Origin of the sequence: Flavobacterium algoris (assembly GCF_048158525.1) — a bacterium.
Lineage (GTDB): Bacteria > Bacteroidota > Bacteroidia > Flavobacteriales > Flavobacteriaceae > Flavobacterium > Flavobacterium algoris.
Map to the genome: position 1 here is coordinate 159298 of NZ_JBLNKT010000001.1, position 18232 is coordinate 177529.

At 33.5% G+C, this 18232-nt stretch carries 10 protein-coding genes; 9 read left to right on the top strand and 1 reads right to left on the bottom strand.

The features are described from left to right. Positions 1 to 99: 99 nt before the first annotated feature. Complete coding sequence (locus ACM55I_RS00600) at positions 100 to 1098, bottom strand: GntR family transcriptional regulator (RefSeq protein WP_416844852.1); 999 nt, start codon at positions 1096 to 1098, stop codon at positions 100 to 102. Positions 1099 to 1226: 128 nt separating this feature from the next. Here ACM55I_RS00600 and ACM55I_RS00605 point away from each other — a divergent pair, with 128 nt between their 5' ends. From ACM55I_RS00605 to ACM55I_RS00645, 9 genes are all read left to right on the top strand, one after another. Next, positions 1227 to 2252 (top strand): aldose epimerase family protein, encoded by a 1026-nt coding sequence (locus ACM55I_RS00605; protein WP_416844853.1) that lies wholly within the window; start codon positions 1227 to 1229, stop codon positions 2250 to 2252. A gap of 163 nt (positions 2253 to 2415) precedes the next feature. After that, the gene (gene galK, locus ACM55I_RS00610) at positions 2416 to 3585 is read left to right on the top strand and encodes a galactokinase (RefSeq protein ID WP_416844854.1); all 1170 of its coding nucleotides are present in this window, start codon (positions 2416 to 2418) and stop codon (positions 3583 to 3585) included. Between the two features lies 1 nt (position 3586). Beyond that, entirely contained in the window at positions 3587 to 4639 is a 1053-nt protein-coding gene (locus ACM55I_RS00615) for a UDP-glucose--hexose-1-phosphate uridylyltransferase (RefSeq protein WP_416844855.1), read from the top strand. Between the two features lie 232 nt (positions 4640 to 4871). Then, positions 4872 to 7880, top strand: a complete 3009-nt coding sequence (locus ACM55I_RS00620; protein ID WP_416844856.1) for a SusC/RagA family TonB-linked outer membrane protein — start codon at positions 4872 to 4874, stop codon at positions 7878 to 7880. 11 nt (positions 7881 to 7891) lie between these two features. Continuing rightward, positions 7892 to 9409: a RagB/SusD family nutrient uptake outer membrane protein gene (locus tag ACM55I_RS00625; protein ID WP_416844857.1), complete on the top strand. Its 1518-nt coding sequence runs from the start codon at positions 7892 to 7894 to the stop codon at positions 9407 to 9409. Between the two features lie 161 nt (positions 9410 to 9570). Continuing rightward, entirely contained in the window at positions 9571 to 12705 is a 3135-nt protein-coding gene (lacZ, locus tag ACM55I_RS00630; protein ID WP_416844858.1) for a beta-galactosidase, LacZ type, read from the top strand. A gap of 89 nt (positions 12706 to 12794) precedes the next feature. Then, the gene (locus ACM55I_RS00635) at positions 12795 to 15017 is read left to right on the top strand and encodes an alpha-galactosidase (RefSeq protein ID WP_416844859.1); all 2223 of its coding nucleotides are present in this window, start codon (positions 12795 to 12797) and stop codon (positions 15015 to 15017) included. Positions 15018 to 15102: 85 nt separating this feature from the next. Beyond that, positions 15103 to 16122, top strand: coding sequence for a UDP-glucose 4-epimerase GalE (galE, locus tag ACM55I_RS00640; protein WP_416844860.1), 1020 nt, complete (start codon positions 15103 to 15105; stop codon positions 16120 to 16122). A 360-nt stretch (positions 16123 to 16482) separates the two neighbouring features. Next, on the top strand, positions 16483 to 18168 hold the full coding sequence (locus tag ACM55I_RS00645) for a sodium/sugar symporter (RefSeq protein ID WP_416844861.1): 1686 nt from the start codon (positions 16483 to 16485) through the stop codon (positions 18166 to 18168). The last annotated feature ends 64 nt before the right edge of the window (positions 18169 to 18232 follow it).

The following is an 18232-nucleotide window of genomic DNA, read 5'->3' on the forward strand; positions in this document are numbered from 1 at the left end:
TTCTTGCTTTTCTAAAATGGGAATCACATTTTCTTTGCCAATAAAAAATAAGATCCCTATTTTTTTGAATTTATGTATGTAAATAAGAGAATTGTTTTTTTATAAAGAATTTCGAATAATTAAGGCGCACTTGTTTTCTATTTGTTCTTTTTTTCCTTGTAGAATCATCTGTGCCATAATTTTCCCCATGGCTTCAAAATTCGTGGAAATTGTCGTAATTCCATTTGCAACTACTTTTTTGAGAGGAGTTTCGTTATAGGAAATAATGCCAAAATCACTGCCTAATTTTAAGTTTTGAAGCTTTGATTTTTCAATCACACGAACTAGATCTCTGTCGTTTGGTATGATGTATACTTCGCCGATGCTTATTTTCCTGTCGGTAAACTCAGTAATAACTTCATAATCAAATGAATAGTCGTTACAGAAATCTAAAAAACCTTCTTTCATTCCCGGTGGTTCTCTAAATCCAGGGAAAATCATAATGAGTTTTTTGTATTTATTTAACCTAGATTTTCCTTTGCATAACCCATCAAAGATGTCTTTTTTGTGATTCTGGTAAATTGCTGGATAGGATTCTAGTTCAATATTGGTCTGATCTAGTATAAAAACTTCATTTACTGGTAGGGTTTTTATAAATTCAGCTACATCGATTAAGTTGGTTGGCATTATAATGTACTTCGTGTAATTCCCATTATTGTCATTTATTAGTTTTTTAAAAACTTGCACATTAAAATAATGGAAAAAAATATCTACCTGCGCATTTTTTCCAATATTTTTTACAAATGAATTATAAGTGTCTTCTTTGAAAATGTTTAATTCATCAAAAAGTAAAAAAATCCTTTGTTTTATAGTGATTTCAACACTTTTAATGTAGTATCCTTTCCCTGGAATGGCGTAAACAATACCTCTTTTTTTCAATTCATCGTATGCCTGTAGTACAGTGTCACGTGATAATGAAGAGGCCAAACAAACTTTATTTACAGAAGGAAGTCGATCTCCTTTTTTTAGTTTTTCATCTTCTATTGCCTTTTCAACGGAGAGAATTATCTGCTTATATTTTGGAACTCCAAGATTGTTTTGGATTGAAATAATTTTCATAAATAGAAATTTTTCGTGCAATATACGAAAAACTGGTAGGTACTGGTATGCTAAAGTGAATTAATCGTATAATTTTGAATTTAATATTTCGTAAAAAAAGAATTAAAATAAAACATATATCATATTTTATGTCTAATTATATAATGGAATTATTTGGTTTAATGCCCGGAGGTGAGATTGTCGATTCTTGTGAATTGACTAACAAAAATGGAATGCAATTAAATGTTATTAATTATGGTGCTACCATTACCTCATTAAAAATGCCATTGAAAAATGGAGAAATTGTGGATGTAGTTTTAGGATTTGATACTTTAGAAGGCTACATGGAATCCTTTGATTTAGAAAGTGCTCCTTATTTTGGAGCAACAGTTGGGAGATTTGCAGGAAGAATAAAGGATGGTGTTTTTAGTTTGAATGGAAAAAAAAATCTATTGAATAAAAACAATAATAACCATTCATTACATGGCGGAAAAGCCAATTTTAGCCAGAAAATTTGGAAGATAGAAAATGTAAATGAGGGTAAAAATCCATCAATAACGCTATCATACGTCAGTCCAAATAACGAAGAGAATTATCCGGGAGAATTAGCAATTGAGTTAACCTATACATTATCTGAGGAAAACGAATTAATTATAGAATACAAAGCAAACACTACTGAGGATACCATTGTGAATTTGACGCATCACAGTTATTTTAATCTTGATGGTCACGAATCCGAAATCTCAGAACAGGAATTGATTATAAATTCCGAGAAAATGTTAGAAACGACAAATGAAAATATTCCAACAGGAAGGTTTTTAAATACTGCTAATTCTTCGTTTGATTTTAGTCAACCAAAAAAATGTCCTTCAAAAATTGATACAACGTTTGTTTTAGAAAAAGGAAATGAATTTTCAGCTTCACTTTTTAATAAAAAGAATAATCTAAAAATGGCAGTTTATACCAACCAACCGGGTGTTCACATTTATGTTGGAGGCAATTGTTTCAATACTGTAAAAGGAAAAGAAAATGTAGATTATCATTCGTTAAGTGGTATTTGTTTTGAAACACAAAATTTTCCTGATGCGCCAAATCACGAACATTTTCCGAATTCAATTTTAAAAAAAGAGGAGATTTATCAGCATAAAACGATCTATAAGTTTCAATCTTTTTAACAAAAACTAATTATAATAATTGCTTCCGATTGGAAGAAATCCATTAAAATCCTAGGCAAATAGTACTAGCATTATTCTTAAAACATCAAGTTTAAAAAAAACAATAAAAATAACGTCAAGCTCCGAACGATTACAAAAATGGAACGCTTACAATTTCTAAATAATGAATGATATTTTAATCAAAAAAACGATCACTTTTTTTAAAGAAACATTTGATGCTGAGCCACAAAAAGTAGTGCTTTCTCCGGGAAGAATTAATATCATTGGAGAACATATTGATTACAATGATGGCTATGTTTTGCCTGCAGCGATTGATAAAATTATTTGTTTTGCTTTCGAAAAAAGTAATTCGGATACATCAAGAATAATTGCCATAGATCTTGACGATGAATTTGAAATTGATGTTACTGATTCAATGGAATTAACGGATAATGTTTGGACTAATTATATTCGCGGTGTTGTTAATCAATTGAAAATAAATGGTTTTGAGTTTCAAGGATTCAACTGTGTTTTTAGCAGTAATATTCCGGTTGGTTCCGGTTTATCTTCTTCGGCAGCTTTAGAATGTGGTTTTTTATTTGGAATAAATGAACTTTTCAATTTGAATATAAAACCAGTTAATATTGCACTAATAGGTCAAAGTGCCGAGCATTGGGTAGGTATCAATTGTGGGATAATGGACCAGTTTTCGAGTGTTATGGGTCTAGAAAATAAAGTGATAAAAATTGATTGCAAAACATTGGAGTTCGAATATCATAATGCGGATTTCAATGATTATTCTCTGATTTTATTCGATTCGAATGTAAAACATTCATTAATGACCTCGGCATATAATGAAAGAAGAGAGCAGTGTGAGCAAGGTATTGCTATTATAAAAAATAATTTTCCGGAGATAACTAGTTTTAGAGATTGTAACGAAGATCATATTTTAGGATTACAAAAGGTAATGAGTGCTAATGTTTTCAAAAGATGTCTTTTTGTTGTAAAAGAAATCAATCGGGTAAAACTAGCCTGTGAAGCATTGGATAATGGAAAAATTGAAGTTTTAGGACAATTGATGTTTGAAACTCACGAAGGTTTGTCAACTGATTATGAAGTAAGTTGTGCGGAATTAGACATGATTGTTGATACCCTTAAAGAGGAAGAAGCGGTAGTTGGTTCCCGATTAATGGGTGGTGGTTTTGGAGGTTGCACCATCAACTTGATTAAAAAAGGGCATGAAGAGGGGATTAAAAAGAAACTTTCGGCACTTTATTTTGACGCTTTTGGAATCGAATTAAAAATTTATGATGTTAAAATCGGAAACGGTACATCACTTTATAACAATAACTAGGATGAAAAATTTTGATATCAACGAAGATCCACACAGACGTTATAATCCGTTAATTAACGAATGGGTTTTGGTTTCTCCACATCGTTCTAAACGTCCTTGGCAAGGTCAAAATGAAATCGTTACTTCAGACGCATTGCCAGAATATGATCCAACTTGTTACTTATGCCCGGGCAATGTTCGTGCGAATGGAGAAGTGAATCCAGCGTATGAAAATGCTTTTGTTTTTGAAAATGATTTTGCGGCCTTAAAGCAAGAAGAAATTGCATTTGAAGAGGACAAAAATCAAACTTTTTTCAAAGCGCAACCTGAAAGAGGAATTTCCAGAGTGGTTTGTTTTTCACCAAAACATAATCTTACACTGCCGGAAATGCCTGTTGCTGCTATTGAAAATATCATTCATACGTGGCAAAAAGAATATACTGATTTAGGTAATGTTGATTACATCAATCACGTTCAGATTTTTGAAAATAAAGGAAGTGTTATGGGATGCAGTAACCCGCATCCGCATGGACAAATCTGGGCGCAATCTTCATTGCCGACAGAAGTAGAGAAAACGCAAAATAACCTGAAAGCGTATTTTGATAAACATGGAAGCACACTTTTGCAAGATTATTTAAAAGAGGAATTAAAACTAAACGAACGTATAGTAATCGAAAATGATCATTTTGTGGTATTGGTTCCTTTTTGGGCAATTTGGCCTTACGAAACAATGATAATCAGCAAGCGTCATTTTGGGAAAATCACTGATTTTACCGAAGAAGAAATCACTGATTTTGCCTTGACCTTAAAGCAATTGACGACTAAATACGATAATTTGTTTGAAACTTCATTCCCATATTCATCAGGAATTCATCAGTCTCCAACTGATGGAGAATTACACCCTGAATGGCAATTTCACATGCATTTTTATCCACCATTATTACGCTCTGCAACCGTAAAAAAATTCATGGTAGGGTATGAAATGCTTGGTGAATCACAACGAGACATTACTCCTGAAAAGAGTGCTGAAATTCTAAAAAACCTATTAGGATTTCATTATAAGCATTCCCTATAGACTACACAGAATATAGTAAAATTTCCGAATGAATTGATTTTTAGCTCAATTTCAATTTCTTTCTTTAGCAAGGAAGGCTACTATTCTTTTGTGTTTTTTTTAAAAGGATAATTAAATAAATATCCAAAAAAACTATTAACTAACCAATTTTTAAAACCATGAATTTATGAAAATCATTAAGAACGTAAATCAGCTGTTAAGGATTAAAACATTCTTAACATCTAAACTCAGTATGTCAATAATCATTATGACGTTGTGTATTAGTTTACAAGCTCAGAACACCATTACTGGGTCAATTGTTGATCAAAAAACATCTCAAACCGTTATTGGAGCTTCTGTGGCCGTCAAAGGAACGACAAATGCAACAATGACTGACGGCGATGGAAATTATAAATTAAATGTAGCTGACCCTAATGCTACACTAGTTTTCTCTTACATTGGATATGCTAAAGTAGAAGAAGCTATTGCGGGTAGAAAAGTGATCAATGTTTCACTTAAAGAAGAGAATAATACCTTAGATGAAGTAGTAGTAATTGGATACGGTACTGTTAAGAAAAGTGATTTAACTGGAGCTGTGGGAGGATTAAAAGCAGCACAATTAGATTCTCAAAGTAATACAAATTTAGGGAGTGCAATACAAGGTAAAATTGCCGGTGTTACTGTAGAGTCTGCTGGTGGTGCTCCTGGTTCTGGAACCAGAATTCAGATTAGAGGTGCAGGATCATTAAACAATAACAATCCTTTGATATTAGTTGATGATATTGCTGTTGCCTCAATGAATAACCTTAACCCAAATGACATCGAATCAATTCAAGTTTTGAAAGATGCATCTGCGGCTGCAATTTATGGTTCAAGAGCTGCCAATGGTGTAATTTTAATTACTACTAAGAGCGGGAAAAAAGGAGAAATGAAAGTGAGTTTTGATTCATTTTATGGAATTGCCAGTGTGACCAAAAAACTTGATTTATTAAATCAAGAACAATGGGCAAAAGTAAGTAATGCAGCATATAGTGCAGCAGGTAAAGCACCACTAGACATTGCTTTAAATCCTCAGGTTCCTGGAGTGGGAATTAATTGGCAGAATGAAATTTTCAGAGCAGCTCCTACACAAAACTATTCATTAGGGCTTTCTGGAGGTTCTGATAATTTAAAATATAATATGTCTTTGAGCTACTTTAATCAAGAAGGAGTTATCAAGGAAACGAATTATGACCGTGTTAACTTAAGAGTTAAATCGGATTACAAAAAAGGTATTTTTAAAATTGGGGAAACAGTAATGTTGACCAAAGAAAAAAGAAATGATTTACCAGGAATACCAGGACAAGGAAGAAATATTCTTGGAGCTGCTATTTCTATGATTCCAGGGTTTGCAATTTATAATGAAAATGCAGTAGGTGGATATGGTGGAGCATCAGGTGCAGTTACGGATATATTCAATCCAGTGGCAGCTTTGAATCTTTTTGATGTTAAAAATGATTATTACCAAGCATTGATTAATACTTATGCTGAAGCAAGTTTCTTTGATGGTTTTAAATATAAATTAAATGTTGGGGTTACCGCTTCAGAACATAAAAGTTATAACTATACGCCACGTTATGAAGTGGGTGGATTCTTCAAGAATTTAAAAAATACTTTAGCGGAAGGAAGTGACTTAAACCAATACTATCAAATAGAAAATACTTTAAACTATTCTAAAAAATTTGGTAAGCATTCGGTAAACTTATTGGTAGGACATACTATTTATGAAAATAATTTCCGTTCTATTTCAGGTTCTGTTCAAGGTATGCCTGATGGTATATTTGTTTTAGCAGGTGCTGAACAACCAGCTATATCAGGGTATGCTACTGAGAGTAAATTGATTTCTTATCTTGGACGTGCGATATATTCGTATGATAATAAATATATCCTTACGGCAACTTTTAGACGTGATGGTTCCTCTCGTTTTAGCCCAGAAAATAAATGGGGAAATTTCCCTTCCATTTCTGCAGCATGGGGAATAGGAAAAGAACAGTTTTTCAAAAACTTAGGTTTGCCTGTGTCTGAATTCAAAATACGTACTAGTTATGGTATTTTAGGAAATCAAGAAATTGGAGATTACCAGTATCTTGGGTCAATTACATCAGGAATAAGTTATGGTACAGGAGAACCAAATACACTTTGGATAGGAAACATTCAAACAGATTATCCTGCGATTGGATTAAAATGGGAATCAACTTCAACGGCTAATGTTGGTTTTGATTTAGGGTTATGGAATGGTAAATTAGATTATACTTTTGATTACTTCCAAAAAAACACTTCCGATTTACTTTTACGTGTGCCAATTCCATTGTCAGTAGGTTCTAGTAATGACCCTTATACTAATGCTGGTAAGGTTTCAAATAAAGGTTTTGAAATGGGATTAACATACAATCAAAAAGTTGGAGAAGTTAATTTCTCTATAACTTCTAATATTTCAAGTGTAAAAAACCGTGTTGATGAATTGAGTACTGGAAGCCAGATTCTTGCAGGTTCTAGCGGATCATTTCATGGATCAGCAGTGACATACAGCAAAGTAGGGTATCCTATTTATTCTTTTTTCCTTGTTAAGACCGACGGATTATTCAGAACACAAGAAGAACTGGATGCACATAATGTAAATGGAAATCCTATTCAGCCTAGAGCCCAAATTGGAGACGTCAGATATGTTGATTTTAATGGAGATGGAAAAATTGATGCTGGAGACAGACAATTTAGAGGTAGTGCTTTTCCTGATTTTGAATACGGATTCCGTCTTCAAGCAGATTGGAAAGGAATTGATATGACCCTTGCTCTTCAAGGAGTTCAAGGAAATGAAATATATAATGGAAATAATACTGACTTAGCAACAGTAAAAGCAAATACAAATTATGCTAGTTCAACTTTAAATTCATTTACTTTTAATCCAAATTCTAATTTTCCAAGATTAAATATTGATGATCCAAATGATAATGGTGCTGATTACTCAGATCGTTTCCTTGAAAATGGATCTTATCTTAGATTAAAAACGATTCAATTAGGATATACGTTTCCTAATTACTTAAGTCAAAAATTAGCAATTGACAAATGTCGATTCTATGTTGCAGGTGATAATCTTTTTACTTCTACTAAATACACAGGATACAATCCAGATGTTTCGGCTGATGGACTTGGAGGTAGAGGAATCGATTATAAATCGTATCCATTAAGCAAGACTATTATTTTTGGGATGCAACTTAACTTTTAAATCAACGAAAAATGAAAAAGAAATTAATAATATTATATTTTATGGGAGGACTGGCTTTGCTAAGCTCTTGCTCTGATAACCTCGAATTACAAAATCCTAGTAAAGTAACAACCGGATCTTTCTGGCAAACTCCTGAGGATTTGGAGTCTGGATTAGCAACTGTTTACAATGTATTAGTAGATAACAATAACGCAGGTTATTGGGAAATACAAGCGATGCAGTTGAAAGAAAACAGAACCGAAAATTTTGTGGCAAGAAATGATGTACCAGGTCGTTATGCGGTTTCCAGTTATAAAAATACACCTAGTACAAGTGAGACTACAGGAATGTATAAAGCAATGTATATTGGTATATTTCGTGCTAATCAAGTAATTAATTATGCTCCTCAAATCAAGAATATTGATGAAACAAAAAGAGCACAAATAGTTGCTGAAGCTACGTTTCTTAGAGGATTGAACTATTTTAATTTGGTAAATGAATTTGGAAGTGTTCCAATTTTTACAGATTTAGTAAAAGAGTCAGCAGATTATTTTAAAGAAAAATCAACGGAAGAGGAAGTGTGGAAACAAATAATTGCTGATTTTCAAGCGGCAGCTACAAGTCCTTTACCTGAAATCTATCCTTCAGCTTTAAAAGGTAGAGTAACAAAAAATACAGCAATCGCTTACCTTGGAAAATCGTATTTGTATTTAAAAGATTGGGCAAAAGCCGAAGAGCAATTTTCTAAACTGGTAAATAACGAATCTGCAAATGGGTTTGGTCTTTTGGAGGATTACGCACAATTATTTGATGGTAAACATGAAAACAGTAAAGAATCAGTCTTTGAAATTCAATTCAGCAGACAAGGTGGTGCTACTATTTGGGGTGGAAATCCATCCGAAAGAACTAGAGCAACTACTATGGCACAAGAATTAGCGCCAGGAGAAGTTGGAGGATGGTTTGAGTTGTTGCCTACAAAAGTATTATTGGATGCCATGACAAAAGAAAAAACGGCTGATAATAATTTTGACCCTAGAGCTCTTGCTACTTTGGCTTGGAACTATCCGGGTAGTACCTATTATAATTCTGATTTCGCATCAAAGTTTGGGGCAAATGCTATATGGATTAGAAAAAACCAAAACTGGTGGAATAATGACGAAGGGGATTGGAAATCAGAATTGAATGAATATGCTATGCGCTATGCTGATGTTCTTTTAATGCTTGCTGAAGCAAAAACAATGCAAGGAAAAGTGGCTGAAGCGATACCTTTAGTTAAAAGAATAAGAGACAGAGCGAAATTAGCTACTATCACAATGACAGGATGGAATCAAACCCAAATGATGGATGAGATTATGCACCAAAGAAATGTTGAATTTGCTCGTGAAGGGATTCACTGGTATGATTTAAGAAGATGGGGTACTTTAGAAAAAGTAATCAAAGATAGTCAAGTTGGCGGTTATCTTAATTACTCAGCAAAATACAACTACTTCCCTATTCCAGAAAGTGAGTTGAATAACAACCCAAAAATGACCCAAAATGCCAATTGGTAATATTGGTTATACCTTTTAATTAATAAAAGATTAAAATAAGAACTTGACAAATGGTTGATGCGTTATATTATAGCGGATTAATCATTTGTCATCTCTTATAAACATCCGATAGCTTTATGTTTATCAGATAAAAGTAATTCGATTTTAAAAATTAATTATATATGAAAAAAGCAATAATTTTATCCTGCATTTTTACTATTATTTCTTTGGTTGTGTGTGCACAAGAAAAGCCAACAACTAACGATTGGGAAAATCCAGCTATATTTCAGATTAATAGAGAGCCTGCAAGAGCGGCTTTTTTGCCTTATGCTGATGAGTCATCTGCTATTGCGGATGATTATACGCGTTCTCCTTGGTTTCTAACGTTAGACGGAAAATGGAAATTTAATTGGTCACCAACACCAGATGAACGTCCGATGGATTTCTTTAAAACAGATTTTAATGCTACCAATTGGAAAGAAATTGCGGTGCCGTCAAACTGGGAATTAGATGGCTATGGGATTCCTATTTATACTAATATTACCTATCCATTTGTCAAAAATCCACCGTTTATTAATCATGCGGATAATCCAGTGGGGTCATACCGACGTGCTTTCGAGTTGCCAGAAAACTGGAACGGACGCCGTGTTTACCTTCATTTTGAAGCAGGAACTTCAGCGATGTATATTTGGGTAAATGGAGAAAAAGTTGGGTATAGTGAAAATACAAAAAGTCCAACGGAATTTGATATAACTAAATATGTAAAAGCCGGTAAAAATCAAGTTGCTGTTGAGGTGTATCGTTGGAGTGATGGATCGTATTTAGAGGACCAAGATTTTTGGCGTTTGTCAGGAATCGACCGCGATGTCTATCTTTATAGTACAACTAATACCCGTATTGCTGATTTCTTTGCACGTCCTGATCTTGATGCTTCCTATAAAAACGGAAGTCTGTCTGTTGATGTTAAACTCAAGAATATGAATTTGGTTGCAAAAAACAACCAAATTGTTGAAGCTAAATTAGTAGATGCAGCCGGGAAAGAAGTTTTTAAGAAAATAATAAAAATTAATATAGGAGCTAATTCAGTTGAATCAACAACTTTTACACAAAATGTCTCTACACCTAAATTATGGAGTAATGAAACACCAAATCTTTATGCTTTATTGCTTACGCTAAAGGATGAGAATGGAAATTTTATTGAAACGGTTGCTACGCAAATTGGTTTCCGAAAAGTAGAATTGAAGAACGGGCAATTATTGGTCAATGGCATCCGAATTATGGTTCATGGTGTGAATATTCATGAACATAATCCTAAAACAGGTCATTATCAGGATAAAGAAACCATGATGAAGGACATTAAGTTGATGAAGCAATTAAACATTAATGCGGTGCGTTGCAGTCATTATCCAAATAACTTAATGTGGGTGAAACTATGCAATAAATATGGTTTATTCTTGGTAGATGAAGCTAATATTGAAAGTCATGGAATGGGAGCTGAATTACAAGGCTCTTTTGATAAAACAAAACATCCTGCTTATCTTCCGGAGTGGAAAGCCGCTCACATGGATCGTATTTATAGCTTAGTGGAACGCGACAAAAACCAACCTTCGGTTATTCTTTGGTCTTTGGGTAATGAATGCGGAAACGGACCAGTTTTTCAAGAGGCTTATAATTGGATAAAAAATAGAGATAAAACACGATTGGTTCAATTTGAGCAAGCAGGAGAAAAAGAAAATACGGATGTGGTTTGTCCGATGTATCCAAGTATGGATTACATGAAAGAATATGCTAAACGTAAGGACGTAAAACGCCCTTTTATTATGTGTGAATATGCTCATGCTATGGGCAATAGCAGTGGAAATTTTCAAGAATATTGGGATGTTATTCGCAGTAGCAAAAACATGCAAGGAGGATTTATTTGGGATTGGGTAGATCAAGGATTTGAAATGACTGATGAAGTAGGACGTAAATACTGGGCCTATGGTGGTGATATGGGAAGTCAAAATTATACCAATGACGAGAATTTCTGTCACAACGGTTTAGTTTGGCCAGATCGTACGCCCCATCCAGGTGCTTTTGAAGTTAAAAAAGTGTACCAAGATATTTTATTTTCAGGAGTTGATTTGAAAAAAGGACTTGTTCAAATAGAAAATGGATTTAGTTATACCAATCTTGATAAATATCTTTTCAAATATGAAGTGCTGAAAAATGGGTTAGTTGTCAAAACGGGAACTATTGCTATTCGTCTTGCACCACAATCTAAGAAACAGGTTCAGCTAGAATTGCCAAAATTATCTACCGAAGACGGAGTAGAATATCTTTTAAATATTTTTGCCTACACAAAAGATGGTACTGAAGTTTTACCTCAAAATTTTGAAGTAGCCCGCGAACAGTTTTCAATTGGAGAGCCTAAATACTTTGTTAAAGCAGCTGATGCTGGTACAAATCCTATAGTTAAAAATACTGAAGATAAGGTCACTCTTAGTGCAGCTGGTGTTGAAGTGACTATAAATAAGAAAACGGGTTTAATGCAACAATATAAATCTAACGACGAATATTATTTCAATCAAATGCCGGTTCCTAATTTTTGGCGAGCACCTACGGATAATGATTTTGGTAATTATATGCAAGTAAGCAGTAATGTATGGAGAACAGTGGGAAGATTCAGTAATTTGGATGCTATTGAGGTCAAAGAAGTGTCCGGTAAAACGATAGTAGTGGCTCACCTTTTCTTAAAGGATGTAGCTTCCGCTTATACAATTACTTACACAATGGATTCTACTGGTAGTTTAACGGTGGAAAATTCATTCAAAGCGGGAGAAAATCAATTAGCCGAAATGCCTCGTTTTGGGATGCTATTCTCACTTAAAAAGGAGTTAGATAATTTTAGTTATTATGGAAGAGGACCTTGGGAAAACTATCAAGATAGAAATACCTCTTCTTTGAAAGGAATTTACCAAAGTAAAGTTGCCGATCAATATGTTCCTTACACACGTCCTCAAGAAAATGGATATAAAACGGACGTTCGTTGGTTAACACTTACAAATAGTTCAGGAAATGGTATTGAAATTGAAGGTTTACAGCCGCTAGGGGTAAGCGCATTAAATAATTATCCTGAAGATTTTGATCCAGGTTTGACTAAAAAACACCGTCATACTAATGATATTACACCACGTCATGAAGTTGTAGTATGTGTTGATTTAGCACAAAGAGGTGTTGGTGGAGACAACAGTTGGGGCGCTATGCCACACGAACAATATCAATTGAAAAATAAAGAATATAATTACGGTTTTGTTATTAAACCTAAAAAGAAATAAAAAATAAAAATTTCACTCCTGTTTTAGCAATTATAAATAGGGGTGAAATAAAATGAGCTGATAGAAAGGTGCTGTTAAAATTATTTATTATGAAAGAAAAACTAAAATTCTGTTTCAATAAAAAGGGTGTTTTTACATTGTTTTTTATGTTTGGTGTCATCAGTTTATGGGCGCAAAAAGTTACAATACCTATCGCAACTAATAGCAATATGATGTTGTTGCAAACAGATAATAATAATCGTTTGATGACAGTTTATTTTGGTAAACCACTTGAAAATGAAAATGAATTTGCAACGGTTTCGGCGGGATATAATTATGATTATTCTAATCAGGGAATTTACAATTCTGCATACACGCCATCGGGCACTTGGAATCTTTCTGAACCAGCCATTCAGGTCAAACATGCAGATGGAAATACTTCTTTAGAACTAAAATATGTAAGTCATAAAACTGAAAAAATAGACGCTAATAGTTCGATTACCAGTATTATTCTTAAAGATCCAATTTATCCGTTTGAGGTAACTTTGTTTTATAAAGTTTGGGCAAAAGAAAATGTAATTGAGCAATGGACTGAGATAAAACATAACGAGAAGAAAGCGGTATTGTTACAAAAATACGCTTCAGCAAATTTGTTTTTTGGAGGAAAAGATTTCTATCTCACCAGTTTTCAAGGAGAATATCTAAAAGAAATGCAACCTGTTGAAACTAAGCTTGTGCAGGGAATAAGATCTTTAGATACAAAATTAGGAACTAGAGCGATGCTTACACAAACTCCTAATTTTATGGTTTCTTTTGGAAAACCAGCTTCAGAAAATGATGGAACAGTGATGTTAGGTCAATTAGCTTGGAGTAGTAATTTTAAACTTGAATTTGAAATCGACTCTAATAAAAATCTTAGACTAATTGCTGGAATCAATCCTTTTGCTTCTGAATATTCATTGGCTCCAAACGAAATTTTTAAAACTCCTTCTTTAATTTATGCACTTTCAAATAATGGTACAGGCGAAGCCAGTAGAAACCTTCACGATTGGGCAAGAAAATACAGACTTCTTGATGGTCAAGGCGAACGTCTTACCTTATTGAACAATTGGGAAGCCACTTATTTTGATTTTGATGAAAATAAACTTAAAGGCTTGTTTAAAGATGCAAAAGATTTGGGTGTTGATATGTTTTTGTTAGACGATGGATGGTTTGGCAATAAATATCCAAGAAATAATGATGATGCAGGGCTTGGTGACTGGCAGGAGAATAAAAAGAAACTTCCAAGCGGCTTGGGCTATTTAGTAAAAGAAGCTAAAAAAGAAGGAGTTAAATTTGGTATTTGGATAGAACCAGAAATGGTAAATCCTAAAAGCGAGTTATATGAAAAACATTTAGACTGGGTCATTCGTCAACCAGAAAGACCTGAGATTTATTATAGAAATCAGCTCGTTTTAGATTTGTCGAATCCCGAAGTTCAAGATTTTGTTTTTGGAATTGTAGATAATCTATTTGTAAAAAATCCAGAATTAGCATTTATAAAATGGGATTGTAATGCGACTATTTATAACGCCTATTCCGCATACCTTAATAAAAAAGGATTGCCACAATCTAATTTGTATGTAGATTACACTAAAGGATTGTATAAAGTACTGCAACGAATTCGTGCCAAATATCCAAAAGTTCCAATGATGTTATGTTCTGGTGGCGGTGGACGTGGTGATTATGAATTTTTGAAGTATTTTACAGAATTTTGGCCAACAGATGATACCGAACCTTTGGAAAGAATTTTTGTTCAATGGGATTACTCCTATTTCTTCCCTTCGATTGCAACTTGTAACCACGTGACCGATTGGGGAAAACAACCACTAAAATTTAGAGTTGATGTGGCTAGTATGGGAAAATTGGGTTTTGATATTGTAGCAAGCAAATTAAACCCTGATGATAAAACATTTTGCAAACAAGCTATTTCGAATTACAATTCATTTAAAGATATAGTTTGGCATGGCGATATGTTTCGACTAGTGAATCCTCACGAAAACAATATTGCAGCATTGATGTATGTAAATCCAGAGAAAAGTAAAGCAGTTGTTTTTAACTACTTAGTGAATAATAGATTTAATATTACTGCTACTGAGCGACCAGTTGTATTAAACGGATTAAATCCAAAGAAAAAATATACGGTAAAAGAAATTAACGTGTATCCAGGTATTACTTCATCTATAGCTTCTGATAAAGTTTACTCAGGCGATTTCTTAATGAAAGCTGGAATAAATCCAAATGTTTCTTTGAAAAGAACGAGTGTAGTTTTAGAGATTAACGAAGTAAAATAAGGCAACCAAATAGTTAAAAAGATAATTAATGATTTAGAAGTTATCTACTGAATTTACTGTTTTTAAATAGTATAAAAAATAAATTATGAAAATATTAGTTACTGGCGGATTGGGATTTATTGGTTCGCACACTGTAGTTGAATTACAAAATGAAGGTTTTGAAGTTGTGATTATTGATAATCTTTCTAATTCGTCTGAAGAAGTTTTAAAGGGCATAGTTGCTATAACAGGTATAATGCCGGTTTTTGAAAAGCTTGATTTGAGAGAGAAAGCATCAGTTCAGGATTTTTTCAAAAGACATTCTGATGTTTCTGGTGTAATTCATTTTGCAGCTTCTAAAGCAGTTGGTGAAAGTGTAGGAAACCCATTACTGTATTATGAAAACAATATTAATACTCTAATCTACTTGCTTCAGGAATTGCAACAAAAACTGGAGTCTCATTTTATTTTCAGCTCATCATGTACTGTTTATGGTCAAGCCGAAACAATGCCGATTAATGAAAGTGCCTCAGTTAAACCAGCAATATCACCTTATGGGAATACCAAACAAATTGGTGAAGAAATCATTACGGATGTTACAAAAGTAAGTGGGATTAACGCTATTTTGTTGCGTTATTTTAATCCTATTGGTGCTCATCCATCAACAGAAATTGGTGAATTGCCTATAGGAACTCCCCAAAATTTAGTGCCTTTTATTACCCAAACCGGAATTGGATTGAGAAAAGAATTATCCGTTTATGGGGATGATTACCCAACAACTGACGGGACTTGTGTACGAGACTATATTCATGTTGTCGATTTGGCTAAAGCGCATGTTATTGCTTTGCAGCGATTGGTAAACAAAAAGAATTTAGCTAAAATAGAAACTTTTAATCTGGGAACGGGAACAGGAAGCTCAGTTTTAGAAGTTATTGCTGCTTTCGAAAAAGTAAGTGGACAAAAATTGCCCTACAAGATTGTTGATAGAAGGGAAGGAGATGTGATTTCGGCTTATGCCAATACGGATAAGGCGAATAACATTCTTGGCTGGAAAACAGAGTCAACTCTTGAAGAAGGGATGGCAAGTGCTTGGAAATGGGAGCAGAAAATCAAAAAGAGCAACTAAAATAAATAAAAACAGTATTGTAAACCAGTGAAATGAATCAGAAATAAAATTAGTATTTAATACGGGGGAATACCACTCTTTTAAGTATTTAACTTACATAATGGTAATAAATGTAAAAAATACATTTATAAATGACATAAATAAATATTTTTATTTTACTTTTGACTTTCGTAATTCATAAAATAACAATATAATTTAAACACATATCACATTTTATACTTAAATTTTGTAATGGAATTGTATATTTTTAACCAAATTATAAGATGTGTTTTATGTAAAAAATAAAAATAGTTCAGTTAATAATAAAAAAATAGTACAAGTCGCATTCATTTATATTAATTTCTAAAAAACCATTTACTCATGAACCAGAACCTTGCTTTTGCGGATTACGCAGTATTTATTATCTATTTTATCGTGGTGTCCACCTATGGATATACCATCTATCGCAAACGTGAAAAAAACGAACACGATGCAAAAGCTTATTTTCTTGCAGAAGGAACTCTTACTTGGTGGGCTATTGGTGCTTCATTGATTGCTTCTAATATTTCGGCAGAACAATTCATCGGAATGAGTGGAGAGGGATTCTTTTTAGGAATTGCTGTTGCTGCTTATGAGTGGATTGCTGCTATTGCTTTGATTATTGTTGCAGTTTGGTTTATTCCTGTTTATTTAAAAAATAAGATTTATACCATGCCCCAATTTTTAAAAACCAGATATAACGAATCTACGGCTTTAATTATGGCTGTTTTTTGGTTGTTTTTATATGTTTTTGTAAACTTAACTTCTATTTTATATTTAGGAGCTGTTGCCATTAATGGTTTAGCTGGTGGGGAATACCTACACGCTATTATGATTGGTTTAGCTCTTTTTGCATTGCTGATTTCTTTAGGAGGAATGAAAGTGGTGGCGTATACGGATGTAATTCAGGTTGCTGTTTTGATCATCGGAGGATTAGTTACTTCTTATATTGCTTTGACTACCGTTGGACACTATTTTGGTTTTGGTGAAAACGCAATCGCTGGTTTCAAAGTGTTAATGGAAAAAGCACCGGAGCATTTCAAAATGATTATTCCAAGACCTACAGCTGCGTCTTCTCAATTGGAAATCAATAAGTATCTTACTTTTCCAGGGATGATGTCCTATTTAGCAGGAATTTGGATTATTAATTTGAATTACTGGGGTTGTAACCAATACATTACTCAAAGAGCTTTGGGAGCGGATTTACAAACTGCCCGAACTGGTATATTGTTTGCCGGTATGTTGAAATTATTAATGCCACTTATCGTTATGTTGCCTGGTATTGCTGCTTTTGTTTTACACGAAAATGGGCATTTACCACAATTAGTTGGTGGAAAAGACGGAGCCTATTCAGCAATGTTGACATTTCTTCCTACAGGTTTAAAAGGATTATCTGTGGCTGCTTTGACAGCTGCGATTGTTGCTTCTTTAGCAGGTAAAGTGAACAGTATTTCTACTATTTATACTTTGGATGTACATAAAAAATACATTCAAAAAGACGCTACCGATAGAGCTCAAGTAAACATCGGTAGATATGCAGTTTTTGCTGCAATGCTTCTTGCTGTTTTGTTTACTTGGAATGATGTTTTAGGAATTGGTGGTGTGGGTGGTTTCACTTACATTCAAAAATATACAGGGTTTATTAGTCCAGGTGTATTTGCTATGTTCTTCCTTGGAATGTTCTGGAAAAGAACAACGGGTACAGCTGCTATAGTAGGGGTAATCTCTGGTTTCTTATTGTCAGTTTTGTTTAATGAATTTGCACCTGCATTGTTTGGTAATGAAACATTGTTATACACAGCTTTCGCCAATGGAAAAGGTGGTTTCGAAATCCCATTCCATATTTGTATGGGATTGTCTTTTGTGTTTACGATGCTTCTAATGATTGCCATCAGTTTTGCTGGACCAAAAGTGAATCCAAAAGCATTCGAATTAGATACAGAAATGTTTAAGGTAAAACCACAAACAACTGTATTGATTGTAATAACGCTATTGATTATTTTTGCTTTGTACGTGAAGTTCTGGTAAAAATTAGTAGTTGATATTTTATTAAAAGTGTGAAACTAAATTCGTTTGGTTTCACACTTTTTTT